Genomic DNA, 24,875 nt, shown 5'->3' on the forward strand with positions numbered 1-24,875 from the left:
GAAACTTTTGTGGAACGTTGCTGACAATTTCAACATCAAATTGCTCCACCTTGTCGTTTTCGACCACTGTCAATATTTTTGCCGGTCCTTCTTTCACCTGGCTGGCCAAAGCGATCGGAATCGGTTTCGTGAATGGGCTGTCCGGCAGTGGTTTGATCAGCTTGCCGAAAATGCCAAACGGGCTGTTGGTGGTGATCGTGCCGATCACTTCTTCGCCGTCGGAAAAGCGGGCTAATTTTTCACCTGGATTGCCGCTCGTCCCTTTTTCGATCGATGTGACGGTCGAGCGCATAATTTGCCCGTTTTGCACGACAATCGGCTTTTTCGTATCCATGTCAGAGATGACATGGCCAAGTGCGCCATATGTTTTTGATTTGGGGTCGTAAAATGTCATCGTCCCGATGCCGGCGGCCGAATCGCGAATGTACAGGCCGATGCGGTACACATCGTCATGCTTGTCTCTCAGCGGAACGAGCTTCACCGTCATGGAGTGCTGATCGCGCAGAATTTTTAGATGAAGCGGTTTTCCCGTTTTGCCGGCCTCCTCGATGAAAGGGGAAAGGTCGCTCATGTTTTCGATTTTTTGGCCGTTAATGCCGATAATGATGTCGCCGACTTGAATGCCGGCTGCCTCTCCCGGCGATTTTTTCCCGTTTTCGGTTTCGACAAGGTGGTAACCGACGACAAGAACGCCGACGGTATTGAGCTTGACGCCGATCGATTGTCCGCCGGGAATGACTTTGAGCGTCGGCAGCACGTTGACATCCACTTGCTTGATCGGCATTCCGGCAACCTGCAACATCATCGTTTCATGTCCGCGGCGTTTCGCCTTTACAGACAGAGAACCGTTTTTTCGCTCAATATTGAGCGTTTCGGGAGCGTTTCGGTCATTGACGGCCGCTTGCACGGGAAGGGAAGCGGCAGGAAATTCAACCGCATCGCCTTCAAACAGGACAAGCTGCTTCGGAATTTGCCAATATTCCTTCATCGGTTTGGAAAAGGCGATGGCCGTCAATATACCAAGGAGAAGCACTCCTGCGATTTTTCGCGCCGTTTCTTTATTCAATGTCGTCCACTCTCCTCGCTCCCGCCTACACCATGCAAAAACGGTTACAGTTTTAATTTTGCCTGAACCGGGGAAAATATAATCGCCCTGTCGATAAAAAAGCTGCCCGGAATTGGATGGACTTGCATCCGGACAGCCGCGCGGCTTTTTGCTTATCTTTATGAAACACCGTAGTTCTCTTAAGGAAAGCGGGCGCCAAGGCAGAACAGGCAGGCGGAATCGGCCCGCTTTGAGAGGGATGCGCCTCCCCTCGACGAACAGGGGAAACAGGAATCAATGTTTCATTTTCGCCGCCAGTTCCAACAGCTCTTTGGCATGCCGTTTCGTCAATTCCGTCATCTCGACGCCGGAAATCATCCGCCCGATTTCTTTCACTTTCTCCTCCTCATTGAGCTTCCTCACGACTGTTTTCGTCCGTTCCCCATCCGTCTCTTTGGCGATCAACAAGTGCGTGTCCGCCATCGCAGCGACTTGCGGCAGATGGGAAATGCAAAGCACTTGCGACTGGCTGGCGATGCGGTAAATTTTTTCCGCCATTGCCTGGGCGACGCGTCCGCTGACACCGGTGTCGACCTCATCAAAAACAATCGACGTCACTCCTTGATGTTTGGAAAAAATCGTTTTCAACGCCAGCATAATGCGCGACAGCTCGCCGCCGGAAGCGACTTTGACGAGCGGTTTTAACGGCTCGCCGACGTTCGTCGAAATGTAAAACTCGACGACATCGATGCCATCTTCTTGGAACCTAACCGGCACGCCGTCGACCAAGGGGGCGTCAAGCGATCCTTCGCGCTTGGCAAATACGATGTCAAATTTCGTTTTGTCCATGTACAAGTCTTTCAGTTCTTGATGAATGCGCTCAATCAGGCGCCGGGCATATGTTTGCCGAACAGCGGTGACGTTTTTCGCCTCCGTGAGCAACTCGTCCGTCACCAGAGCGAGCTGCTGCTTAAGCTCATGCACATGCGTTTCGCGATTTTCGATTGTCTCGATTTCCTCGGCGATCGTCTCGGCATAGTGCAAAATATCGGCGATCGTCGCCCCGTATTTTCGTTTGAGCTGCCCGATTTCCGCGAGACGGCTTTCAATGGCATCGAGCCGCTCTGGGTCGTATTCCATCTCCTCAATTTGATCGCGCAGCTTGTACATGACTTCCTCGAGCAAATAGTAGCAGTTCGCCGTCGTTTCATGCGCATCTTTGAGCGCTGCATCCATGCCTGCGACGTCATCGAGATGGCGCATCGCCTCCCCGATGGAATCAAGCCCGCGTCCCTCTCCGGAGAGGGCCTCATAGCTTTTCTGCAGCGCGGTATAAATTTTTTGAAAATTGACGATGCGAACTTTTTCCTCCATCAGCCGCTCGTCCTCGCCCGGCTCGAGCGCCGCCTGCTCGATTTCACGCAGCTGAAACGTCAGCAAATCAAGCCGGTGCGCCATTTGCTGTTCATTTTCGCTCAGCTTTTTCAATTTGTTTCCGAGCTCCTCATACCGCTCGTAGACGGCGCGGTAGCGAGCAAGCGCCTCTGCCGCCTCTAGGCCGCCGAACTCGTCTAAAAGCGGCAGATGGCGGGACGGATCCATCAGTTCTTGATGTTCATGCTGGCCGTGAATATCAACAAGCGTCGCCCCGATGTCGCGCAGCACCGCCGTCGTGACGAGCTTGCCGTTAATGCGGCAGACGCTTTTGCCGTTGGCGAAAATATCGCGGCGCAACACGATCATGCCGTCGCTGGCGTCGATGCCAACGTCTGCGCATTTTTGCCAGCATGGATGGCGGTCATCATCAAGCAAAAACAGCCCTTCGATTTCCGCCTTTTCCGCCCCAAAGCGGACAAATTCAGCGGAGCCGCGTCCGCCGATCAACAAATGAATCGCGTCGATGATGATCGATTTGCCGGCTCCCGTTTCGCCGGTTAACACCGTCAGCCCTTTGTCGAACGACAACGAGAGCGACTCGATAATGGCGAAATTTTTAATCGACAGCTCGGCGAGCATTTCACCACTCCTTGCCTGTCCGATTGATTCCACTTTTGATTATAGCACGTATGTTCGGATTTGCAAACGAGGACCGCCCTGTCGTTCCGTCCTTGAACGTGGAACGGGAGCTGGGCCGGTCCTCGCCTAGAGCATGGACAACAGCTGGTCGGACACTTTTTCCGCATCTTTCGGAGTACGGCAGATGATCAGGCACGTATCGTCGCCGCAAATCGTACCGACGATTTCGTTCCAATCCAAATTGTCGAGCAAGACGCCGACGGCATGGGCGTTGCCCGGCAGCGTCCGCAACACAAGCAAGTTGCCCGTTCCGTCAAGCTTCACAAACACATCAACAAGCGCCCGCTTCAGCTTTTGCAACGGATTGAAGCGCTGGTCGGACGGAAGGCTGTACTTGTAGCGGCCGTTGGCCATCGGCACTTTGACGAGCTGCATTTCTTTAATGTCGCGCGAGACGGTCGCCTGGGTGACGTTAAAGCCAGCTTCTCTCAGCCGGTCGACAAGCTCGTCTTGCGTTTCAATGTCATGGTTCATAATGATTTCGCGAATTTTAATATGCCTTTGCCCTTTGTTCACATTGCGCCACCTCCCCGCTTTTCAAAGTGCAGAGCAGATTGTCCGTCCCGCCGACGCTATTTGCCGCTTGGCTCCACGCTCCCCGCCCGCAATCGGGCATGCGCCTCGCTCACCACGTCGGCGACGGATGCTGGCAGTCGGTTTTCTCCCTCCCGGTTTCCTCCAGGATAGGCAGCATGAAGCAAAAATTCAATATTGCCGTCGCCGCCGGTAATCGGTGAATACGTTAAATGAAGAACATCGAACCCTTCCGCGCAGGCGAATTGAATGATCGATTCGAGCACTTCCTCGTGAATGTTCGGGTCGCGAACAATCCCCTTTTTGCCGACCTTTTCCCTGCCGGCTTCAAACTGCGGCTTGACGAGCGCAATCACATCGCCGCCCGGCACCATGACCGTCTTGACGACCGGCAAAATGAGCCGCAGCGAAATAAACGAGACATCGATGACAGCTACTTCCGGCAGCCCTTTCGTAAACTGATCCGGCGTCACGTAGCGGAAGTTCGTCCGCTCCATCACAACGACGCGCTCGTCTTGACGCAGCTTCCAAGCAAGCTGGTTGTAGCCGACATCGACGGCATACGTCAGCTTCGCCCCATGCTGCAAGGCGCAGTCGGTGAAACCGCCGGTCGACGCGCCGATGTCAAGAACAATTTTATTTTCCACGCGAATATGAAACTCGCGCAACGCTTTTTCCAGTTTCAACCCACCGCGGCTGACGTACGGAAGCGGGTTGCCTTTCACCTCAAGCGGAATGTCAACCGGCACTTTTTCCCCGGGCTTATCGAGTCGAACGTCGTTTGAATAGACAAGCCCGGCCATGATCGCTCGCTTCGCCTTTTCCCGCGTTTCCGCCAGCCCTCGTTCGACAAGCAGCACATCGAGCCGTTCTTTTTTTCCTTTCATGTCTCAAGCCCTTTTCTGTTTTCTTGGCACCATCGTTTTGATGCGGTCGATGATATGGGTCGACGTCAGCCCGATTTCATTGAGCAGCTCGCTGACGCTTCCATGTTCGATAAAGCGGTCCGGGATGCCCATCCGTTCGATGACCGCTCCGTGATAACCATGATCATGAGCAAACTCCAACACAGCACTGCCAAAGCCGCCTTGCAGCACCGCCTCTTCGACCGTTAAGATCGGCAGGCGGCTCTCAAGCAGTTCGTGAAGCATCGCCACGTCCATCGGCTTCAAAAAGCGAGCGTTGACGACTTTCACCGATATGCCGTCTTTCGCCAGCTCGTCGGCCGCCTTAAGCGCCATCGAAATCGTCGTGCCAAACGTCAAAATCGCCGCATCGCAGCCGTCGCGCAACACTTCCCACGTGCCGATTGGGATTTCTTTCAGCTCCTCATCAAGCGGTACGCCAAGCCCGTTGCCGCGCGGGAAACGCATGGCGATTGGCCCGTCGTCGTAGCGGATGGCGGTGTACACCATGTGCTGTCCTTCGTTTTCGTCTTTTGGCATCATCAACACCAAATTCGGCACATGGCGCAAAAAGGCGATGTCAAACACCCCTTGGTGCGTTTCGCCGTCCGCCCCGACCAACCCAGCACGGTCAATGGCGAAAAAGACATTTAAGTTTTGCCGGCATACATCATGGACGACTTGGTCATAGGCGCGCTGCAAAAATGTCGAATAAATGGCCAAAAACGGTTTCATCCCTTGCGTCGCCAATCCAGCCGCGAGCGTTGTCGCGTGCTGCTCGGCGATGCCAACATCAAACATCCGATCGGGAAACTCGCTTGCGAACCCTTCCAGCTTCGAGCCGACCGGCATCGCCGGCGTAATCGCGACGATGCGCGGGTCGGTGCGAGCGAGCCGGCGCACGGTTTCGCTGACAAGCGCGCTCCATGACGGACCGGCCTCTTTCGTTTTGACAAAAGCGCCGGTTTCGATTTTGTACGGCCCTGTGCCGTGCCATGTGCCGACTTTGTCGTTTTCCGCCGGACTGTATCCTTTCCCTTTCTTCGTGATGACATGCACAAGCACGGGGCCTTTCATCTTCTTCGCATAGCGCAAGTTCTCAAGCAAATCCTCAAAATCGTGGCCGTCGACCGGGCCTAAATACGTAAACCCGAGCTCTTCGAAAAACACGCCGGAGACAAGCAAATATTTCAAGCTGTCTTTCAGCCGCTCGGCGGTCGCCGCCAGCTTGCCGCCGACCGCTGGGATGCGCTTGAGCAGCAGCTCCAGTTCATCTTTCACCCACTGGTATTTGCCGGCGGTGCGCAACCGACCGAGGATGTTGTGCAACGCGCCGACGTTCGGAGCGATCGACATTTCATTGTCATTTAAGATGACAATCATATCCGTTTTCTCATGCCCGATATGGTTGAGCGCCTCAAGCGCCATGCCGCCGGTGAGCGCCCCGTCGCCGATGATCGGCACGATGTATTCATCCGTCCCTTTCAAATCACGGGCGATCGCCATTCCCATCGCCGCCGACAGCGACGTCGAGCTATGGCCCGTTTCCCACACGTCATGCTCGCTTTCGCTCCGTTTCGGGAACCCGGACAGCCCCTTGTATTGGCGGAGCGTGTCAAACGCGGCGGCGCGTCCGGTCAAAATTTTATGCACGTATGACTGGTGTCCGACATCCCAAATGAGCTTGTCTTTTGGGCTGTCGAATTCGCGGTGGAGGGCGATCGTCAGCTCGACGACCCCTAAGTTCGGGCCGATATGTCCGCCTGTTTTCGACAACTTCTCAATTAAAAACCGCCGAATCTCGGCGCTTAACCGTTTCAGCTCAGGAATGGACATGTTTTTGACAACGCGCGGATGGTCAATTTTTGTCAAGTCCAACAAAGATCACTCGCTTTCATTCTGTCGTTCTCCGAGCCGTTTCTCCTCGTACAGGTAGTATTATTATACATGATCCGGCGCGAAAAATCGACTTTTCCCGCCAACGCAGCCCGTCACCACTAGGACGCGTTTTGTGGTGTATCTATAGAACTTGCGGCGGCCGCCCGGCGGAAAACAACCAAAAAAACAAGGCCGCCTCCGCCCCGCAGGAAAGCGAACAACGGGAACAAGAGGCGGCCGCCCCGCATCAGTGGTCGCGGACCGCGACAAGCTCGCAAATGTAGGCCAGCACCGCGTCATCGATTTTGGCTTGCTGCAAATGGCGCTTCGCGGCGTCAATGTGAAACGCCAGTTTCTCTTTAGCACCGCCTAGCGAAAGAAGCACCGGATATGTCGCCTTCTTGTTGTCGCGGTCGCTGCCGACTCGCTTGCCGATTTTTTCTTCCATTCCTTCAATGTCCAAAATATCGTCGCGAATTTGAAAGGCGAGGCCTAAATGTGCGGCGAACTCGTTGAGTTCGCGCGTCTGCCGACCATCGGCGCCGCCAAGCAGGGCGCCGGCGTGCACGCTGTATTGCAGCATTTTCCCCGTCTTATGGCGGTGGATGTATTCCAGTTCCGCAAGCGCCAGCGTTTTTCCTTCCGCCTCCATATCAGCCGCCTGTCCAGCGACCATGCCTTCCGGGCCGGCCGCCTTCGCGAGCTGCTCGATGAGCTGCAGCCGGACGGAAGGCGGAACGCGGTCGTCATCAACCTCGGCGATCAATTGAAACGCATACGTAAGCAAGGCGTCCCCGGCCAAAATGGCCATCGCCTCGCCGAACACTTTATGGTTCGTCGGTTTGCCGCGCCGCAAATCATCGTTGTCCATGCTTGGCAAATCATCATGAATGAGCGAGTACGTATGGATCATTTCAATGGCGCAAGCGACTGGCAGACCGATCGCCGGGTCTTTGCCAAGCGCTTGGATGGTCGCCAGCAACAAAAGCGGGCGGATTCGTTTGCCGCCGGCCTCAAGCGAGTAGGCCATCGCCTTTTTCAGCGTCTCCGGCCCACGAAGCCGCGCCATATAGGAGGAAAGCGCCGCCTCGACGGCCCGTTTTTGTTCGTTGAGAAACTGTTCAACCGAAAGCTGCGCCACCCGTCACTCCTCCTCCGGCGAAAAAGGGACAAGCTCGCCGTCTTCGCGCAGCATGTACTCCAACTGTTTCTCCACATGCTGCAATTTATCATGGCAAAGCTTGGACAGTTTCATGCCTTCTTGAAAAAAGGCGATCGCCTCCTCAAGCGGCACGTTCCCTTCCTCGAGCTTTTCGACGATTTCCTCCAGTTTTTTCATCGCTTCTTCAAACGTCATCTCTTTTTCTTCGCTCATACGTGTTTTTCCTCCACTCCCGTCACTTGACAATCGACTCGTCCGTCTTGAACTTGAATGGAAAGATGCTCGCCGATTCGAAGCTGGTTCGTTCGTTTCACGAGCTCGCCCTGCTCATTGTACACCAAGCTGTAGCCGCGCTCCATGATGCGAAGCGGACTGAGCGCCTCAAGCCGGGCGAGGTTGGAGCGAAAGCGGAACCGATGGCGCTCCACCGCGGTGCGCATCGCTTTTTCCAGCGCATTGGCGGCCGCCTTTTGCCGTTCTTTCATCCGCTCAAGCTCTGCAGCTGGATGGTGCCGCCATAGTCTCATGTCAAGCTCATGCAGCCGCTGACGATGTTTGTCGACGAGCCGTTCGCGTTGGCGGCTAAGCCTCTCAAGCAACGCATCAAGCTGCTGTTCTTTTTGTTCATAGAGCCGCTTGGGATAGCGGAATGCGTAGGATCCTTGCAGCCGGCGAAGCTGCTCTTTATCAGCGGCAAGCCGCTCTTTCATGGCGCGGATGAGCCGCCATTTCCGCTCGGCGAGCCGCTCAGCGAGCTCCCCAACATGCGGCGCCGCCATCTCAGCTGCTGCCGTCGGCGTCGGCGCCCGCAAATCGGCGACAAAGTCGGCGATCGTAAAATCTGTTTCATGGCCGACAGCGGAAATAATCGGTATTTTTGAGGCGAAGATGGCGCGGGCGACGATTTCTTCATTGAACGCCCACAATTCTTCGATCGAGCCGCCGCCGCGGCCGACAATCAGCACATCAACCTCGCCGAACGCATTCGCCCGCTCGATGGCGCGCACGATGGAGGGCGCCGCCCCGTCCCCTTGAACGAGCGCTGGAAACAAAATGACTTTAGCGAGGGGATAGCGGCGGCGAATCGTCGTCATAATATCGCGCACCGCCGCTCCAGTCGGCGATGTAACGACGCCGATGCAGCGAGGGAAAGCTGGAAGCGGCTTTTTATGGACCGGCGAAAACAACCCTTCCGCCTCGAGCCGCTGCTTCAGCTGTTCGTAGGCTAAATAGAGGCTTCCGACACCTTCCGGCTGCATTTCTTTGACATAAAGCTGATAGTTGCCGTTCGGTTCATAGACGGAAATTTCCCCGCGCGCGAGCACGTTCATCCCATCTTCAGGGCGGAACGGCAAATGCTGGTTGTAGCCGGCGAACATGACGGCGGCAATGCGTCCTTGGCTGTCTTTCAACGTAAAATACATATGGCCGCGCGAATGCTGCTTAAAATTCGAAATCTCGCCCTTCACCCATAGATCGCGCAAATGCGGGTCGACATCGAACTTGCGTTTGATGTACTTCGTCAACGCCCCGACCGTCACATATTTCACTTCCACTGATCCTGCCCTCACTTTGCGGCCAGCTGCCGTGCCGCTTCAATCGTGTTGTGCAAGAGCATTGTAATCGTCATCGGCCCGACTCCACCCGGCACCGGCGTAATATAGCCAGCCACTTCTTTCACAGCGTCAAAATCGACATCGCCGCACAATTTGCCGTTCTCAAGCCGGTTGACGCCGACGTCGATGACGACCGCCCCGGGCTTGATGTGTTCCGGGCCGATGAGGCGCGCCTTGCCGACAGCGACGATCAAAATGTCCGCCTGCCGAGTGATGGCGGCCAAATCCGGCGTTTTCGAGTGAGTGTAGGTGACGGTGGCATGTTCGCGCAAAAACAGCTGGCCAACCGGTTTGCCGACGATGTTGCTTCGGCCGACGACGACGACGTGCTTGCCGGCGATGTCAATGCCGGCCGATTGCACCATCACTAAAATGCCATGCGGAGTGCAAGGGAGAAACGCCCGTTGGCCGATCATCATTTTTCCGACATTGATCGGGTGAAACCCATCGACATCTTTTTCCGGTGCGATCGTTTCAATGACCGACCATTCGCAAATGTGATCCGGCAGCGGCAGCTGCACTAAAATGCCGTGCACCGCCGGATCGACGTTTAACTCGCGGATTTTCGCAAGCAGCGTCTCTTCGTCGATCGCCGCCGGAAACGTGTAAAGGAACGAGCGAATGCCGACCTCGGCGCACGCTTTTTGTTTTCCTTTTACATACGAATGCGATGCCGGATCGTCGCCGACTAGAATGACGGCCAGCCCCGGCTCAACGCCGTCCGCTTTCAACTGTGCGGCTTCATCCGCCAATGCGGTGCGAATCGTCCTCGCCATCTCCGTTCCGCTAATGATTTGTGCTGTCATCGTGTTTCGTTCCCCTCTCCTCGTTCATCGTTCGATATCTGCCCGCGATGCAGCCGGTTTTATTTTTGCAGCGCCGCCTTCACTTTCGAAAGCACGCCGTTGACAAAACTTCCGGATTTCCAATCGCCGAATTTTTTCGCCAGCTCGACCGCCTCATCGAGGCTGACGCTTACCGGCACATCATCGGCGTATTTCATCTCGTACGTCGCCATGCGCAAAATGGCGCGGTCAACGTTGGCGACGCGTTCAAGCGTCCATTTTTCCAAATTGGCGCGCAACAGCTCGTCAATCTCCTCCTGGTGCTCGACGACGCCAAAGACGAGCTGGCGCAAAAACGGGTCGATGTCGCCGCCGCCCGTGACATTGTGGAGCGCCTCGTCTGGTGGAATGCGTCCGACATCGATTTGAAACAGCGCCTGCAACGCCTTTTCCCGTGCTTCATGCCGCTTCATGGCGGTCCCCCTTTCCAAAAAAACGAACATTCACAATGAAATCATATCATATTTTTCGGAAAAAGCCAGCCTTTTCCCACAAATCATTCGCGCTGCCGTTGGTTGCGCCATAACGGCCTCGTTCATTACAATAACAAACTTTGGCCAAAAAAACAAAAAGGCAGCCGCCGAAAAAGCAACTGCCTTGCGAGATCACTGTTCGACCACGCCTTGTTCCTGCTTGCCGCCCTCAAACTGGATGCCGACGATATGAACGTTCACTTCGCTCGCCTCGAGGCCGGTCATGTTCCAAAGCGCCTGGCGCACATTTTCCTGCACCTTTTTCGCCACGTTCGGAATCGATGCGCCAAACTGGACGAGGCAATAAAGATCGATGACGACGCCGTCGTCGCGCAAATCAACCTTGACGCCTTTGCCATGGTGTTTCTTTCCAAACCGCTCGGCGACGCCGGCGGCAAAATTGCCGCGCATTTGCGCGATGCCGTCGACTTCTGACGCCGCGATGCCAGCGATCACCTCAATCACTTCCGGTGCAATTTCCACCTTGCCGAGCGCCGGGTACACTTGCTCTGTTTCAAAGACATGCTCAGACATAAGGCACCTCCTATTCCGCCTTCATAATATCATATAACTCCAAAAACTTCGTATTAAACTCACCGCTTTGAAAATTCTCATGCTCCATTAATTTTATGTGGAACGGAATCGTTGTATGAATGCCTTCGATGATAAACTCCGAAAGCGCCCGTCTCATGCGGGCGATCGCTTCCGCACGCGTCGGCGCATGAACGATCAATTTGGCGATCATCGAATCATAATACGGCGGGATCGTATAGCCTGGATAGACGGCGGAATCGACGCGCACGCCCGGGCCGCCCGGCGGCAGGTACATGGCGATTTTCCCCGGCGACGGCATAAAGTTTTTCGCTGGATTTTCGGCGTTGATCCGGCACTCGATCGCCCAGCCGTTAAACGTGACGTCCTCTTGGGTGATCGACAGCTTTTCACCGGCGGCGATGCGGATTTGCTCCTTGACCAAATCGACACCGGTGATCAGTTCAGTGACCGGATGCTCGACTTGAATGCGCGTATTCATCTCCATGAAGTAAAATTGTTTGTTCCGGTGGTCATAAATAAATTCAACCGTACCGGCGCCGGTGTAGTTGACCGCTTTCGCCGCCTTGACCGCCGCCTCGCCCATCTTCCGGCGCATCTCGTCGTCAAGCGCCGGCGACGGCGCTTCCTCGACCAGTTTTTGCAGCCGGCGCTGGATCGAGCAGTCGCGCTCACCGAGATGAATCGTATTGCCGTACGAATCAGCGAGCACTTGAATTTCGACATGGCGGAAATCTTCGATATATTTTTCAATATAGACGCCTGGGTTGCCAAACGCCGTCGCCGCTTCCTGCTGGGTGATGTTGATGCCTTTGACGAGCTCGCCTTCGTCGCGGGCGACGCGGATTCCTTTCCCGCCGCCGCCGGCCGTCGCTTTAATGATGACCGGATAGCCGATCTCTTCGGCAATCGCCCGCGCCTCATCAAGGCTTTCGATAACCCCGCGCGACCCAGGCACGATCGGCACCCCCGCCTCGCGCATCGTCTCGCGAGCGATGTCTTTAATGCCCATTTTTGCAATCGCTTCCGGACTTGGGCCGATAAATGTCACGTTGCATTCACGGCACAGCTCGGCGAACGCTTCATTTTCCGCCAAAAACCCGTAACCGGGGTGGATGGCGTCACAGCCAGTCAGCGTGGCGACGCTCATAATGTTTGTGAAATTTAAATAGCTGTCTTTCGAAGCGGTCGGCCCGATGCAGTACGCCTCATCAGCCAGCTGCACGTGCAAGGCGTCGCGGTCGGCTTGCGAAAAGACAGCGACCGTCTCAATCCCAAGCTCGCGGCAGGCGCGGATGATGCGGACGGCGATTTCCCCGCGGTTCGCCACCAACACTTTTTTGATCATCGTCCGTTCTCTCCCTTATTCAGGCTTGACTAAAAACAACGGCTGGCCATATTCGACGAGCTGGCCGTTTTGCACCAACACCTCGACAATTTCGCCATCGACTTCCGCTTCAATTTCATTAAACAGCTTCATCGCCTCGATGATGCAGACAACCGTGTCTTTTTTCACCTTGTCGCCCGGCTTCACATACGGCGGCTTGTCCGGCGCCGGCGCTGCGTAGAACGTGCCGACCATCGGCGAAGTAATTTGATGCAAGTTGCCTTCCACAGCCGGCTTTTCTTCTTTGACCACCGGCGTTTCCGCTTTCGGTGCCGGCGCTTCTGAGGCCGCTGCTTGAACGGGAGCAGCTGCCGAAGCCGGTTCGACCGCTGCCGGAGCGGCAGGCGCCGGCGGCGCGACCGCCGTCTGTGCGGCCGCAGCCGACGCAACGGCGACAGCAGCCGTTCCTTTTTTCATATGTACTTTTGTTTCGCCTTGTTCGTATACGAATTCGTCAATTGAGGACTGGTCGACCAAGCGGATCAATTCACGGATTTCTTGAATTTTCATCGATCTCACACCTTTCTCCAAGTATCGTGCAGCCCGTTCCTTTCTGGCGGTGCCTAAACGTGTCCATAACGATTATACACACAACAGTAGGACAAACAAAAGACTTTTCCGCAAAAAAAGAAGCTGCCCTAAAGAGCAGCGCGTTCATCCAGCCGGCTGAAACTCAACCGTCACGTATTCAGCATCGGGTATTTCTTTTTTCACCATATGAATGACTTCATTCGCCGATTTAGCTGAGCTTTGTTTCGCTTTGATCGTCACGCGCACTTGGTTGTCATCGGCGCGCACGAGCACGTCTTCATAACCGCCTTTCGATTTGATGAGCGTCTCCAACGTTGCTTCTTTTTCGGACAATGCTTGCAATTTTTCAATTTTGTCGAGCGCTTCACTTTTTTCTTCCGCCGTCGCGTTCGCTGAAGCGACAATGGCGTTCAGCTCATCGCGCAGCCGGCTCCGTTCATCCTCAATTTTCATGCGCAGCGCTGTAAACAAGTCGTCGCCCGTTTCGCCAGACGCGGACGGCTTTTTCGCCTCTTCGACAGCGACGCTCGGCTGATCGGTTGTTTTTTCCGTTTTCTTATTGGCGGTAAATGCCGGACTGTCGTTCATATTTTTTGGAGCTGTCACGTAATAGACCGACAGCACAACGACCAAGCTCAACATCGTCAACAGCCATACGGTTTGTTTTTTCAACATGCCGATCTCCTCCCCTTACCCGGTCATTTTTTCGGCAAGACAGCGACGCGGTAGCTCGGAACGTTTAACACGCGCGTCACCGCCTCGACGATCCATTTTTTGATTTGCAAATTATCCGCCCCTTTGGCGACAACGAGAACGCCGCGGATGTCCGGCTTTTTCGTGGCGACGACAAGCGGCGTTTCTTCTTCGCCGTTATGAATAATGATGACTTCTTCATTGGTCGACTCGTTTTCGATCGTCCGCTTCCCGCCTTCCTTGTCGCTCTCTTCCGTTGTCTGCTGCTGAGTCGAACGCTTTTTCTCATACAGTTTCAACTCCGTGGAATCGAGATTGACGACGACCGTGACATCATCCACCCCTTCGATCGCCTCAAGAGCGGCTTTCAGTTCTTTTTCGTACCGCTCCTCATAGGCGGCGATCACTTTCNCTTTCGTCTCCTTGCTTGCCAGGAATGCCGGCTCGGCTGGAGCGGACGGCTGCCCGGCGGAAGGCTTCGCTTCGGCTTCCTCTCCACTGTTTGCCCAATGGCTTGCCGCCATCAAGGCGACACCAGCCAACAGCAGGACGACGACGTACGAAAACGGCCATTTTTTCTGTGCTCCTTCCCCGTCTTTCGGCGCTGAAGAAAAGAGCCGTTTGATGAGCGGCAACATCCCCCCTCTATTCCCTCCCCCTAAATTGCACGTCAATTTTATCTTCATCGATTTCCCATCGGCCGGCGAGAAAAGCGCGCACCTCCTCTGCCAGCGAAGCATCGCCCTCCGGCAAAGCCGGCGGCTTCGTCGTATCGATGACAACCGGTTCCACCGAACCGGCTGACTTCTGTTTCGAAAGGACGACCTCAATCGTCTTGATGTCATCCGGCATGCGCCAGTCGTCGCCTGGCTTGGCGTAAACGTTGACATCCGCTTTCAGCCCATACTTTTCCATCAACTCCTCATTGACATCGTTTTCGAGCTGGACAGCCATTTGTTTTAAAATATATGCGCGTTGCGAGGCTTGTATTTCTTTTTTCTGCTGTTCGATTTGATTTTTTATTGCCTCCTCCCCCGCACGGCCGTTGGAAAAATGGACGAGCGCCGACGCGATGAGCTGCTCGGGATCAACGGAAGCGAGCCTGAGCACCGGAGCGAGCATCACGAGAACGAGCATAAGCCCGACAGCCATTTTCACGTATTTTTGCATCGTCCCCGACGGCAGCAAAAAATCGATGATGACAGCAAACAACAAAAACAAAATGATGTTTGTCACCCACTCAATGACTAGCTGCATAGCGCTCCCCCTAGCGGACCATCATCGTAATGTTCCCGGCCATCACCATGACGGTGAGGCTTAAGAAAAACATGAGCGACACAATGAGCAGCGCCGCCAGCACGTAAGCGATGCTTTTGCCGATGATGTTGAGGCAGGACAATACCGGTCCGCCGCCAAGCGGCTGCAGAAGAGCAGCCGATAGTTTGTAGACGATGACGATGGCGAAAATTTTCACCGCTGGAAAGATGGCGATCATGAGCAAAATCGCCGCCCCGACCAACCCGACCGTATTTTTCAACAGCATGGAAGCGGCGACGACCGTATCGGCGGCATCAGTGAACAGCTTGCCGACGACCGGGATGAAATTGCCGGTGACAAATTTCGCCGCCCGGAGCGCCACGCCGTCAGCCACGGCCGCTGTCGCTCCTCGCACGGACATGACGCCAAGGAACACGGTCAAAATGAGGCCGAGCAAACCGAGGGAGGCTTTGTTGAGCAAATCGGCGAGCTGAGTCGCCTTGTAACGGTCGCTGAGCGTGCTGACGACAGAAAGCAGCGCAGCCAGAAGCAAAAGCGGCAAGGTGACGTATTCAACGACCGTGCCGGTGGTGTTCATCACAAACAAAATGATCGGGTGGAAAAACGCCGCCGACGCGACCCCGCCGGAAGTGGCGAGCAGGGCGAGCAGCAGCGGAACGAGGGCGATGATGAAATGGCTCATCGTCCGCACCGCCTCAAGCGCATAATCCGCCGCGAGGCGAAAGCTGTTTAAGGCGATCAACAAGAGCACCATATAGACGACCGCCTGGGCGATTTTGCTTACTTCCTGCTGGGCGAATGCATTTTGCAGCGATTGCAGCACCGTGCTGAAGACAGCAAGCAAAATGAGCGTGCCGAGCAGTTTGCCGTTCACCTGCAGTTCATAAAACAAATAGCGGGCGAGCGCCTTCAGCCATTCGGCCGGCGACCATTGCTTGTCGCCGCTTAAAAAATCGGTGAGCGGCCCTTTCTCGCTTTCCGGCAAAAACCCTCCATACTCGCTGACGATCGTTTCCCAATAGCGGCGGATATCGCTCACATCGAGCTGAGCGAGCTGCTCGCTGACCGACGGTCCATCGCTTGCGGCTTGTACGACCAACGGACAAAAAAAGAGAGAAAGCAGCCCGACAATAAGGAACGCTGTTCGCTTCAATCCGTTCCCCCCTTTAGCGCGCCGACGGGATGAGGCCGATGACCGCTTCAATGATCGCCGTCAAAATCGGGACCGCCAGCGCCAAAATGATGATTTTTCCGCCGAGCTCAATTTTGGCGGCGATCGCCCCTTGGCCGGCGTCTTTGGAAATTTGGGCAGCGAACTCGGCAATGTAGGCAATGCCGATGATTTTCAGCATCGTCTCTAAATACACCATCTGAATATGGGCGCCTTCGGCCATTTTTCGCAACATCGCCAAAATGCTGCTGATTTGATCGACCAACAACAGAAAAATGGTGCAGCCGACAAACACGGTCAACAAAAAGGCGAGATTCGACTTTTGCTCTTGCAGCAACACGACCAAAAACGTCGCGATCAACCCGAGGCCGACGATTTGCAAAATGTCAATGGCCGATCCCTCCTACCCGCGGAACAAAAAGACATCCTTGATTTTTTGGAACAAATCGCTGACGATGGAAGCGACCATAAACAAAATATAAATAAAGCCGAGCAGCGTCACCCATTGGGCGTATTCTTTCCTCCCCATCTGATCGAGCACCGTATGCAAAAACGCGATGACGATGCCGACGCCGGCGATTTTCAAAATGAGATCGACATCGATGCCCATGATTCTGCCTCCTGTCTACATGAGTAAAATGACGAGCAGCAGGCCGGCCAACACGCCTAAACTTTTCGCCATCTTGGCGTAGCGCGCCTGGTTGTCTAGCGCTTCCGCTTCCTCCCGCTCAAGATGGGCGAGCGCCAGCGCGATTTGCCTTTGCTGGGTGAGCCGGTCGTATTGGCCAAGCGTGGCGCCAAATTGTTTCATCACTTCAAATTCTCCTTGCTTTAGAGCGGTTTTTCCCCATACGGCTCGCAAGCTTTTTTCCCATGCCTCGGCGGCGCTCGTTTCTTCTGTGCATAACGCGGCGGCAAACCGCTCGAACAATTCGGACAACGGGGCGGCCGTTTGCCGGGCGAGATGCATAGCGGCGTCGGCAAGCGGCGTATGGCCATACATCACTTCCGCCTCAAGCGCCCTCAGCGCCGCTTTCAGCTGGCGGAGCTGGAGCGGCCGCTCGTGCAACACGCGGGCGGCGGCAAACCCAAGCCATGTTGAGGCGGCGAGAATCAACAGAGCGCCAAACCATTTCATCGATGGACCACCGCCCTTTCATACAGCACCGTTCCGCCAGCGTCGAGAATGCGTCGGATTGAGCCGGGATGGGGAATGTTCGTCAGCTCAATAAACCGTTCAAACACCTTTTGTTCCATCACCGGTCCGAGCGTCGGACGCTGCCAGACGTCTTGGATGTTGCGGCCGTGCACAGTCGTCCATACAGAGACGCCAGCATTGGCCGCTTCAAGCACTGCCTCGCTGTCCTCCTCGCGCCCGATTTCGTCGACAATCATGACATCAGGGCTCATCGAGCGGATCATCATCATCATCCCTTCCGCTTTCGGGCAGGCGTCCAACACGTCAAGGCGCGGGCCGAACGAAAACTGAGGAATCCCTTTCACACAGCCAGCGATTTCCGATCGTTCGTCAACGATCGCCACCTTTTGCGCCGGAATGCGCCTCGTCCCGCTGCTAATCAAGCGCGCCGCATCGCGCAGGAGCGTCGTTTTTCCCGTCTGCGGCGAGCCGATGATCATCGTATGACGCCAGCGGCCGTCGTACACATACGGAATCAGCGGCTCGGCGATGCCGATCTGTTCCTTGGCGATGCGAATGTTAAACGAGGAAACATCGCGGATCGCTTTCACCTTGCCCCCTTCAGTAATGACTTTGCCGGCCAGCCCAACGCGATGCCCCCCCTCAATCGTCATAAATCCGCGCTTCAGCTCTTCTTCGACGGCATAGATCGAATAATGACTCAATTTGTTGAGCAAATGCACGCCGTCTTCTTTCGTCACTTCATACGGCAGCAATCGGGCCGTTCCGTCGACGATCACCTCAAGCGGCCGGGAGACGCGGATGCGGATTTCTTCAATTCCGCGGCGGCATGAAGGAAGATGGTGCTGCAACGCGGCGGCGACCGTTTTCGGCAAAATTCCCCACACCGCTTCCATGGCCCTCCCCCTTTTCTTGTGGACTAGTTCATATGTATGGGCGGAATGCGCCGTTTATGCCTTACTTGTAAATTGCGAACAAAATGAGCGCGATCCCGAGCGCCACAAGCCCAAGCCGTGAAAACGAGAGCTCGTCCGCAAGCGAAAGCAGTCCAATCGCCATGGTCACCATCATGACGGTTGGACCGACGACAGCAAGCGCGGCATTAACGGCAAGCGCTTTTTTCACGTCATTGAACACAAGCATCAACAGCGCCGCGCTCAGTTCAATGAACGCGGACACCATCCGCATGCCAGCCATGGCCATAACGGACGGGTCGATCGATCGCAGCCAATGTTTCATGTTCCCCTCCTGTTTTGCCAAATGGGATCGATTAGTACAAACGTATGCGAAAACAAGCCGTTTCAGAAGAAGTTTTTACTGAGGAAAACGATGGGGGAGAGCAAAACGGCGCCCATTTTGCGCATAAAAAACACCGCCCCGGAAGGTGTCCGAGACGGTGCCTGTCGGGCTTGCGCTTACGCCCGCGAAACGTACGTGCCGTCGGCCGTATTAATGATGAGCGTGTCGCCTTCGTTGACGAAAAACGGCACTTGAACGACAAGGCCGGTTTCGAGCTTCGCCGGCTTCGAACCGCCAGAAGCGGTGTCACCTTTAATGCCCGGCTCTGTTTCGACGACTTTCAGCTCGACGGTGTTCGGCAGCTCGACGCCGATCGTTTCGCCTTGGTACATCATAATAAATACTTCCATATTCTCTTTCAAGAACTTCAATTCATGCTCGATTTGTTTCGCCGGCAGCTCGATTTGTTCGTACGTTTCCATATCCATAAAAACGTGTTGGTCGCCGTTGGCGTACAAATATTGCATTTTGCGTGTGTCGATTTGCGCCCGGTTCACTTTTTCGCCGGCGCGGAACGTCCGCTCCTGAATGGCGCCGGTGCGCAAATTGCGCAGCTTCGAACGGACGAACGCCGCCCCCTTGCCCGGCTTGACGTGCTGGAATTCAAGGACGCGCCAAATCTCGCCGTCCACCTCAATCGTAAGTCCTGTGCGAAAATCGTTGACTGAAATCATTAGCCGAAATCCTCCTCACGCAATCCATTATAAAATGATCAGTTCTTTTGGCGAATGGGTGAGAGCTTCGTTCCCGTCAGCAGTAATGACCGTATCGTCCTCGATGCGCACCCCGCCAAGCCCCGGGATGTAAATGCCCGGCTCGACGGTGACAACCATGCCTGGCTCAAGCACGACATCCGAACGGAACGAAAGCGTCGGCCCTTCGTGAATTTCCAATCCAATCCCATGGCCGGTCGAATGGCCGAAATAGTCGCCATACCCTTTTTCGCGGATGTAATCGCGCGTGAGCGCATCAGCCTCTTTGCCGGTCATGCCTGCCTTGAGCCCGTTCATGCCGCGTTGCTGCGCTTCAAGAACGATGTCATAGATCGTCCGCAGCTCCACGCTAATGTCGCCGACGGCGACCGTTCTCGTAATGTCGGAACAATACCCTTTATAGTAAGCCCCGAAATCAAGCGTGACGAGCTCGCCGCGCTCGATCGTTTTCTCTGACGCCACCCCGTGCGGCAGCGCCGAACGGTAGCCGGAGGCAACGATCGTATCAAAGGAGGACGAAGACGCCCCTTGTTTGCGCATAAAAAATTCCAGCTCATTCGCCACTTCGATTTCTTTAACGCCTGGACGGATGAACGACAAAATGTGCGAAAACGCCGCATCAGCGATTTCTGCTGCTTCCTTTAATATCTTAATCTCTGCCTCTGACTTAATCAAGCGCAATTTTTCTACGAGCCAAGACGTTGGCACGAGTTCAGCGCGGATGGCTTCTTCATACGACTTGTATGCGGCATAGGTGACATGTTCTTGCTCAAAGCCAAGCCTCTTGATGCCAAGCCGCTTCACCTGATTGGCAATTTCTTCGATGATCGGCCCGCTGTGCTGGACGACTTCAAACCCTTGGGCTTGCCTCGATGCTTGTTCGACGTAGCGGAAGTCCGTAACCAACACCGCCCCTTGACGGCTGACAAGTACAGCGCCGGCCGTGCCAGTAAACCCGGTCAAATAGCGGCGGTTGTAGCCGTTTGTTACTAACAGCCCGTCGATATGCTGCTCGTCAAGGAGCTCCCGAAGCTTTTCCAGCTTTTCCATGTTTCCGTCTCCTCTTCCCTTAGAGTGTGCTCGTCTCCTCCGCTGCCTGCGTCGAGAGCGGAGAAAATCTTCGCGGTCAGGATGACGCGAAAAACCTCGTAGGCGCGCCAGTTTCACGAGCGCCCGCAGCAGCCATGGACTGATGCTGAAACATGCAAAACCTTCTTTATTTTACCATAAAGATGGTCGTTTCCGCTAGACGTCCGCGCGGCGCTTGATGCAGCACTTACTTCAGCGGATGAGAGCGAAAAGAAGCTTCGTCAGTTTCCTTCATTTGCCGCCTCTTTTCCGACATTTAACGCCGTTCGATTCATTTCTTGCGTTTCAAAAGAAATCGAATACCCGACAAATACGCCATATAAAATGTATAAGCAAAGCGTCGTAATAATCGTATTCGTTTCTAAATCTGCAACTGGTTGGACGTTTGGAAACAGTGGATTAAACAAATAAAAGACAATCATCCAAAGCACCACGCCATATACCATTCCCGCCCACATACCGGCGATCTTGCGCAGGAACGCGTAGTACAAAAGCGCCGCCGCAATGGAAATGATGCCGATCAGCACGATGGCCGCATAATTGCCGGCTTTCCCATATTTCCAGTCCCCGGCAACCCACGGGATGAGAATCATATTCGGACTGATTTCACTGAAATGGAAAAAATAAGCCAAATAGCCGATCAAACTCCAAAACACCCCGCCGACAAACCCGATGATGATCGTTTTTTGTATGAGCGTCATCGGCCGCTCCGTCTCCTCCTGCTCAAGCTTCCTTTTTTGTTCCGCCATCATCGTACACCTCCTTGTCTGTTAGTATGACCGACGGCCGACCATCCCATGAATCAAACGAAAAAATGACCGCCCTTGTGTAAATCATGGATTTTTTGGAAATCATAATAGTAGCATCAACCTAGAGGTTTCCGGATGTTTCTTGTAGAATAAAATAATAAACATAAAAAATAGGTTGGTGTTGGCCTGATGAAATCATCAATGGAGAAACCGTTATACGGCGGCCAAGCGGTCGTTGAAGGGGTGATGTTTGCCGGCAAGACGCACTCCGTCACCGCTATTCGCCGCCATGACGGGACGATTGACTATTTTACGCTGCCTCGCCGCAGCCATCCGACGCTGGCTGCCCTGAAAAAAATCCCGTTTGTCCGCGGCATTGTCGCCATTATTGAGGCGAGCGCAAACGGGGCCAAGCATTTGCAATTTGCCAGCGAACAATATGAGGCGTCCTCGGACGAAAAACAGGCCGCCGAAGAAAGACGCTCCAAATTCGGGCTGATTCTCGGCGCCGCCGTCATCGGCGTGCTATCGTTTTTATTCGCCAAAACCATTTTTACGCTCGTTCCGGCGCTCGCCGCCGACGCCTTTAAACCGCTCGTACCGGGGAAAATGGGGCAAATTTTGCTTGAAGGAGCCTTTAAGCTTGCTCTTTTGCTCGGCTACATTTACTTTATTTCGTTGACGCCGCTTGTTAGGCGCGTGTTCCAATACCACGGGGCGGAACATAAAGTCATCAACGCCTTTGAATCAGGGTGGCCGCTCACTGTTGAGCACGTCCAGCGCGCCTCGCGCCTTCACTACCGATGCGGCAGCAGCTTCATTTTATTTACTGTCATGATCAGCTTGTTCCTTTATTTGTTCGTGCCGACGGATCCGCTTTGGCTGCGAATCGCAAACAGGCTCGCTTTAATTCCTGTCGTGCTTGGCGTTTCGTTTGAGGTCTTGCAGTTTACAAATAAATTGAGGGATATTCCGCTGCTAAGCTGGCTTGGCTATCCCGGGCTATGGCTGCAGCGGTTGACGACAAAAGAACCGGACGATGACCAAGTGGAAGTGGCCATCGCCTCGTTTCAGCGGCTTCTTGATTTGGAAGCGGAAGCCGAAAGGAAACAAGCGGTGCAGTAATCGATCAAAGGGGGTGGACTCATTGCGGCGCCGGGCCATTCATCCGCTTGTCGGGCTTATGATTTTGCTTGGAACGCTTGGCATTGTCTATACCCTTTTTGCCCATCCGACGGTGCTGTTCCGCCAGCTGTTGTTTGTTGCGCTGTTTTTGGCCGCCATTTATCTCTTCTACCGGTTCGTATACCAACGCCGCACCGATCAAGATCGGTTATCGTATTTAAAGGCGGTGCGGCAGTCGAAAAAGCTCCATCCCCGCTCCGGGCGCAAACAAGCAAAGCCGGCGAAACTGAAGCGGCCGCTGAAAAAACGGACGGCCATTCCGCACTTGACCGTGATCGAGGGCAAAAAAGGCAAAAAAAAGAATCGAGCTTCGTTTTAGCTTGATTCTTTTTTGTTTGCCTCTGCCGTTCAGCTAAAAAATCGGCGGCAGAGGTGTGACCTATTGTCGCTTTCCCGTCTAGTACGCCCATTGGCGCAAAAACTGCCGCGCCCGCTCGCGCCCATAGTCAATGAGACGCCGGCGCGCTTCCAGGTCGATGGAAAACTCGGTCGCAAGAACGTTTTCCACCGGCAAAAAGATGATGTTTTTTTCATGGCGGCGCGAAATATAGCGGGCGTCATGCGCCTCTTTCATCGCCGCAAACAACGCTTCGTACAAATCAAGCGCGTTGGCAATGCGCCGTTTCGGCCGCTGGCCGGGCTTGGCGCTCAATTGAACGCCGAGCACCGGCCGTTTTTTCGTTTCTTTTTCTTCATCAAAGAGAAACAGCGGAAAGTTGCTGAGCACCCCGCCGTCAACGATGAGGGAGGTGCCGTCCCGTCCGTGAAGGCGGACCGGCTCGAAAAAGTACGGAATGCTCGTGCTCATCCGCACCGCCTTGGCGATCGAAAACGAGCCGGGGTCAATGCCGTATATCGCCAAATCATCCGGCAGCACGACGATGCGCCCGTTCGTCACATCGGAGGCAACGATATACAAACTGTCGGCTGGTACATCCCGAAACGTACGCACTCCGCGGGCAGCGAGCGCCGATTCGATCCACTGTTCAAACACGTTTCCCTTATAAACTCCTAAATGCCAATATAGGCGCACCCACTTCCAAACAGAAAACGGAACCCACGACGCCCGTTCATCCAAAAACTGCTCCAGCCTAAGCTCCTCGAGCAACTGCGTCATCTCACGGGCGGTGTATCCAGCCGCCAGTAGCGCAGCAAGCAGCGCCCCGGCGCTCGTCCCGGCAAGCCGCTTCCAGCGCAGCCCTTTTTCTTCAATGGCCTCATACGCCCCCAGCAACGCAAACCCTTTCACTCCGCCGCCGGAAAAGACGAGATCAATGTTCATCGCCGCCTCCCCTTTCTCGCTGTTTATATATATGTAAGAGAAAGAAAAGGCGTTTAGTACGAAAAACAAAAAAGAGCAAGCAGTCGCTTACTCCCCTTGCTCATTGCGCTTTTGCACGTCGCGCAGCGCCTCAAGACGGCGTTCGTCCTCTTGAAAATATTGCACCAAATCGCCAATCCGGTCGATGGCGTTCCAACTCAAATGGTGTTCAATCCCTTCCACGTCGCGGTAAATGTTTTCTTCGCTGACACCGATCAAACGGAGAAACTGCTCAAGCAGCTCATGGCGGTAGACGAGCCGCTGGCCGATTTTTCTTCCTTTTGGCGTCAAGACGAGTCCGCGGNATTTCTCATACACTAAATACTCATCTTTATCGAGCTTTTGCACCATTTTCGTCACCGAGGAGGGATGGACGGACAACGCTTCAGCGATGTCAGAGACGCGGGCATAGCCCTTTTCTTCAATCAAAATGTAAATTTGCTCAATATAATCTTCCATGCTTGGTGTCGGCAACGTTTGTCCCCTCCCATTACATTTGTCTGCCGCAGACAAGTGCAGCGGCCGTCAGCATCTCTCATGAACATTGCCGCTTTGCCCGCTTCGGCTAGACGCTGCCGGGCCAGTCGGCCGCCCAGGCAAACAAAAAATAGCAATCAATCCCATTATACCATGAAGGGGACATTACGTAAAATACTGCACTTGGGCCGATGGAAAAAAGCGAGCAATACCTTTCCGAGCGGATGCGGCAACGCCTCCGGTTCGAAATACACAAGTTTGGGCATAAACGGTTTCATTCATTTCCCTCCATGTTCTCCGTATTTGATGTTAGTATGATTCAAGGATGGAGGGAAATCGCGTGCTTCTTTTGCTTGGCATCATTTTTCATGGAAGGCTCATTACCCCCAATTTGATATGTTCATCTCCCAGCGAAACCAACGACCATGCCCATCGGTTTCAGCCACGATTTGCCGATATTCTCGGCCGTCAATCATGCCATCCAGATGCAATTTCCGATCCCACATATTGTTATACACATGGAACAAATCCCGTTGGCGGCCGATTTCGCGAAGCTGCTCAAGATTTGCCATGACAGCTCATGAACGCAATGATACAATAAAACTAAACTGAAAGGAGGGATGCAGAATGTCTCACGAGCTTGTCGAATTGCTTCGCTCAGTGCTGAAAGAGGAGTTGCAGCCGATTCATGAACGCCTCGACCGACTAGAAGCCGGACAACAGCGCCTCGAAGAACG

Annotated in this window: 30 protein-coding genes and 3 pseudogenes; 2 read left to right on the forward strand and 31 right to left on the reverse strand. The window is 54.4% G+C overall.

The genetic code is table 11. From position 1 onward, the window contains the following. The 26 genes and pseudogenes from spoIVB to VU18_RS10205 all read right to left on the reverse strand — a co-directional run. Window positions 1–1,066 (reverse strand): SpoIVB peptidase (gene spoIVB, locus VU18_RS10085; RefSeq protein ID WP_047758054.1); only part of this gene is annotated, 1,066 nt, incomplete at its 3' end. A gap of 273 nt (window positions 1,067–1,339) precedes the next feature. Then, the gene (gene recN / locus VU18_RS10090) at window positions 1,340–3,061 is read right to left on the reverse strand and encodes a DNA repair protein RecN (RefSeq protein ID WP_011231871.1); all 1,722 of its coding nucleotides are present in this window, start codon (window positions 3,059–3,061) and stop codon (window positions 1,340–1,342) included. 126 nt (window positions 3,062–3,187) lie between these two features. Then, a complete protein-coding gene (ahrC, locus tag VU18_RS10095; protein ID WP_011231872.1) occupies window positions 3,188–3,637 on the reverse strand; it encodes a transcriptional regulator AhrC/ArgR in 450 nt (149 codons plus the stop codon). A 56-nt stretch (window positions 3,638–3,693) separates the two neighbouring features. Next, a complete protein-coding gene (locus tag VU18_RS10100) occupies window positions 3,694–4,542 on the reverse strand; it encodes a TlyA family RNA methyltransferase (RefSeq protein WP_020278545.1) in 849 nt (282 codons plus the stop codon). A 3-nt stretch (window positions 4,543–4,545) separates the two neighbouring features. After that, window positions 4,546–6,438 (reverse strand): 1-deoxy-D-xylulose-5-phosphate synthase, encoded by a 1,893-nt coding sequence (gene dxs, locus VU18_RS10105; protein WP_033004878.1) that lies wholly within the window; start codon window positions 6,436–6,438, stop codon window positions 4,546–4,548. Window positions 6,439–6,685: 247 nt separating this feature from the next. Continuing rightward, window positions 6,686–7,579: a polyprenyl synthetase family protein gene (locus tag VU18_RS10110; RefSeq protein WP_020754127.1), complete on the reverse strand. Its 894-nt coding sequence runs from the start codon at window positions 7,577–7,579 to the stop codon at window positions 6,686–6,688. A gap of 3 nt (window positions 7,580–7,582) precedes the next feature. Continuing rightward, window positions 7,583–7,813 (reverse strand): exodeoxyribonuclease VII small subunit, encoded by a 231-nt coding sequence (locus tag VU18_RS10115; RefSeq protein ID WP_012820585.1) that lies wholly within the window; start codon window positions 7,811–7,813, stop codon window positions 7,583–7,585. Continuing rightward, window positions 7,810–9,156 carry an exodeoxyribonuclease VII large subunit gene (xseA, locus tag VU18_RS10120; protein WP_047758055.1) on the reverse strand — a complete coding sequence of 449 codons (1,347 nt, stop codon included), beginning with the start codon at window positions 9,154–9,156 and terminating at the stop codon, window positions 7,810–7,812. Before xseA ends, VU18_RS10115 begins: the two co-directional genes overlap by 4 nt. Before the next feature lie 11 nt (window positions 9,157–9,167). Further along, window positions 9,168–10,022: a bifunctional methylenetetrahydrofolate dehydrogenase/methenyltetrahydrofolate cyclohydrolase FolD gene (folD, locus tag VU18_RS10125; RefSeq protein ID WP_011231878.1), complete on the reverse strand. Its 855-nt coding sequence runs from the start codon at window positions 10,020–10,022 to the stop codon at window positions 9,168–9,170. A gap of 59 nt (window positions 10,023–10,081) precedes the next feature. Further along, the gene (gene nusB, locus VU18_RS10130) at window positions 10,082–10,474 is read right to left on the reverse strand and encodes a transcription antitermination factor NusB (RefSeq protein WP_011231879.1); all 393 of its coding nucleotides are present in this window, start codon (window positions 10,472–10,474) and stop codon (window positions 10,082–10,084) included. Window positions 10,475–10,666: 192 nt separating this feature from the next. Beyond that, window positions 10,667–11,068: an Asp23/Gls24 family envelope stress response protein gene (locus VU18_RS10135; protein ID WP_011231880.1), complete on the reverse strand. Its 402-nt coding sequence runs from the start codon at window positions 11,066–11,068 to the stop codon at window positions 10,667–10,669. Window positions 11,069–11,078: 10 nt separating this feature from the next. Beyond that, a complete protein-coding gene (accC, locus tag VU18_RS10140) occupies window positions 11,079–12,434 on the reverse strand; it encodes an acetyl-CoA carboxylase biotin carboxylase subunit (RefSeq protein ID WP_023633908.1) in 1,356 nt (451 codons plus the stop codon). Between the two features lie 15 nt (window positions 12,435–12,449). Further along, window positions 12,450–12,983, reverse strand: coding sequence for an acetyl-CoA carboxylase biotin carboxyl carrier protein (accB, locus tag VU18_RS10145; protein ID WP_011231882.1), 534 nt, complete (start codon window positions 12,981–12,983; stop codon window positions 12,450–12,452). 144 nt (window positions 12,984–13,127) lie between these two features. Continuing rightward, the gene (locus VU18_RS10150) at window positions 13,128–13,679 is read right to left on the reverse strand and encodes a SpoIIIAH-like family protein (RefSeq protein WP_011231883.1); all 552 of its coding nucleotides are present in this window, start codon (window positions 13,677–13,679) and stop codon (window positions 13,128–13,130) included. 23 nt (window positions 13,680–13,702) lie between these two features. Further along, window positions 13,703–14,108 (reverse strand): stage III sporulation protein AG (gene spoIIIAG / locus VU18_RS20070; protein WP_236687357.1); only part of this gene is annotated, 406 nt, incomplete at its 5' end. A 1-nt stretch (window position 14,109) separates the two neighbouring features. Beyond that, a pseudogene (locus VU18_RS20075) lies at window positions 14,110–14,335 on the reverse strand (stage III sporulation protein AG); the annotation flags it as partial. A 7-nt stretch (window positions 14,336–14,342) separates the two neighbouring features. Then, window positions 14,343–14,954, reverse strand: coding sequence for a stage III sporulation protein AF (spoIIIAF, locus tag VU18_RS10160; RefSeq protein ID WP_011231885.1), 612 nt, complete (start codon window positions 14,952–14,954; stop codon window positions 14,343–14,345). Between the two features lie 10 nt (window positions 14,955–14,964). Further along, the gene (gene spoIIIAE, locus VU18_RS10165) at window positions 14,965–16,128 is read right to left on the reverse strand and encodes a stage III sporulation protein AE (protein ID WP_011231886.1); all 1,164 of its coding nucleotides are present in this window, start codon (window positions 16,126–16,128) and stop codon (window positions 14,965–14,967) included. 13 nt (window positions 16,129–16,141) lie between these two features. Beyond that, window positions 16,142–16,528: a stage III sporulation protein AD gene (gene spoIIIAD / locus VU18_RS10170; protein WP_011231887.1), complete on the reverse strand. Its 387-nt coding sequence runs from the start codon at window positions 16,526–16,528 to the stop codon at window positions 16,142–16,144. Between the two features lie 21 nt (window positions 16,529–16,549). Beyond that, window positions 16,550–16,756, reverse strand: a complete 207-nt coding sequence (gene spoIIIAC, locus VU18_RS10175) for a stage III sporulation protein AC (protein WP_011231888.1) — start codon at window positions 16,754–16,756, stop codon at window positions 16,550–16,552. A gap of 15 nt (window positions 16,757–16,771) precedes the next feature. Next, complete coding sequence (gene spoIIIAB / locus VU18_RS10180) at window positions 16,772–17,284, reverse strand: stage III sporulation protein SpoIIIAB (protein ID WP_014196327.1); 513 nt, start codon at window positions 17,282–17,284, stop codon at window positions 16,772–16,774. After that, the gene (gene spoIIIAA, locus VU18_RS10185) at window positions 17,281–18,201 is read right to left on the reverse strand and encodes a stage III sporulation protein AA (RefSeq protein ID WP_011231890.1); all 921 of its coding nucleotides are present in this window, start codon (window positions 18,199–18,201) and stop codon (window positions 17,281–17,283) included. Before spoIIIAA ends, spoIIIAB begins: the two co-directional genes overlap by 4 nt. Before the next feature lie 61 nt (window positions 18,202–18,262). Continuing rightward, window positions 18,263–18,544 (reverse strand): YqhV family protein, encoded by a 282-nt coding sequence (locus tag VU18_RS10190; protein WP_011231891.1) that lies wholly within the window; start codon window positions 18,542–18,544, stop codon window positions 18,263–18,265. Window positions 18,545–18,720: 176 nt separating this feature from the next. Continuing rightward, entirely contained in the window at window positions 18,721–19,278 is a 558-nt protein-coding gene (gene efp, locus VU18_RS10195; RefSeq protein WP_011231892.1) for an elongation factor P, read from the reverse strand. Between the two features lie 27 nt (window positions 19,279–19,305). Beyond that, window positions 19,306–20,367 carry a Xaa-Pro peptidase family protein gene (locus VU18_RS10200; RefSeq protein ID WP_011231893.1) on the reverse strand — a complete coding sequence of 354 codons (1,062 nt, stop codon included), beginning with the start codon at window positions 20,365–20,367 and terminating at the stop codon, window positions 19,306–19,308. 260 nt (window positions 20,368–20,627) lie between these two features. Then, window positions 20,628–21,158, reverse strand: coding sequence for a YqhR family membrane protein (locus tag VU18_RS10205; protein WP_023633911.1), 531 nt, complete (start codon window positions 21,156–21,158; stop codon window positions 20,628–20,630). A gap of 186 nt (window positions 21,159–21,344) precedes the next feature. On the opposite strand from VU18_RS10205, the gene VU18_RS10210 reads away from it, so the two are divergent. Further along, window positions 21,345–22,280: a DUF1385 domain-containing protein gene (locus VU18_RS10210; RefSeq protein WP_047758057.1), complete on the forward strand. Its 936-nt coding sequence runs from the start codon at window positions 21,345–21,347 to the stop codon at window positions 22,278–22,280. 22 nt (window positions 22,281–22,302) lie between these two features. After that, entirely contained in the window at window positions 22,303–22,659 is a 357-nt protein-coding gene (locus VU18_RS10215) for an SA1362 family protein (RefSeq protein ID WP_021322363.1), read from the forward strand. Between the two features lie 78 nt (window positions 22,660–22,737). Here VU18_RS10215 and VU18_RS10220 read toward each other — a convergent pair whose 3' ends face one another. The 5 genes and pseudogenes from VU18_RS10220 to VU18_RS10230 all read right to left on the reverse strand — a co-directional run bounded on the left by VU18_RS10220 (window position 22,738) and on the right by VU18_RS10230 (window position 24,710). After that, window positions 22,738–23,622, reverse strand: a complete 885-nt coding sequence (locus VU18_RS10220) for a patatin-like phospholipase family protein (protein WP_047758058.1) — start codon at window positions 23,620–23,622, stop codon at window positions 22,738–22,740. An 87-nt stretch (window positions 23,623–23,709) separates the two neighbouring features. Next, window positions 23,710–23,965: iron dependent repressor, metal binding and dimerization domain protein (locus VU18_RS20080; protein ID WP_304413652.1), on the reverse strand; the 256-nt coding region annotated here is incomplete at its 5' end. 1 nt (window position 23,966) lies between these two features. After that, window positions 23,967–24,135, reverse strand: a pseudogene (locus VU18_RS20085) (MarR family transcriptional regulator); the annotation flags it as partial. 161 nt (window positions 24,136–24,296) lie between these two features. Continuing rightward, window positions 24,297–24,416 (reverse strand): annotated as a pseudogene (locus VU18_RS21260) (spore photoproduct lyase); the annotation flags it as partial. A 102-nt stretch (window positions 24,417–24,518) separates the two neighbouring features. Then, window positions 24,519–24,710 (reverse strand): DUF2332 family protein, encoded by a 192-nt coding sequence (locus tag VU18_RS10230; RefSeq protein WP_014196329.1) that lies wholly within the window; start codon window positions 24,708–24,710, stop codon window positions 24,519–24,521. Window positions 24,711–24,875: the final 165 nt, after the last annotated feature.

The organism is Geobacillus sp. ZGt-1 (genome assembly GCF_001026865.1).
GTDB lineage: Bacteria > Bacillota > Bacilli > Bacillales > Anoxybacillaceae > Geobacillus > Geobacillus thermoleovorans.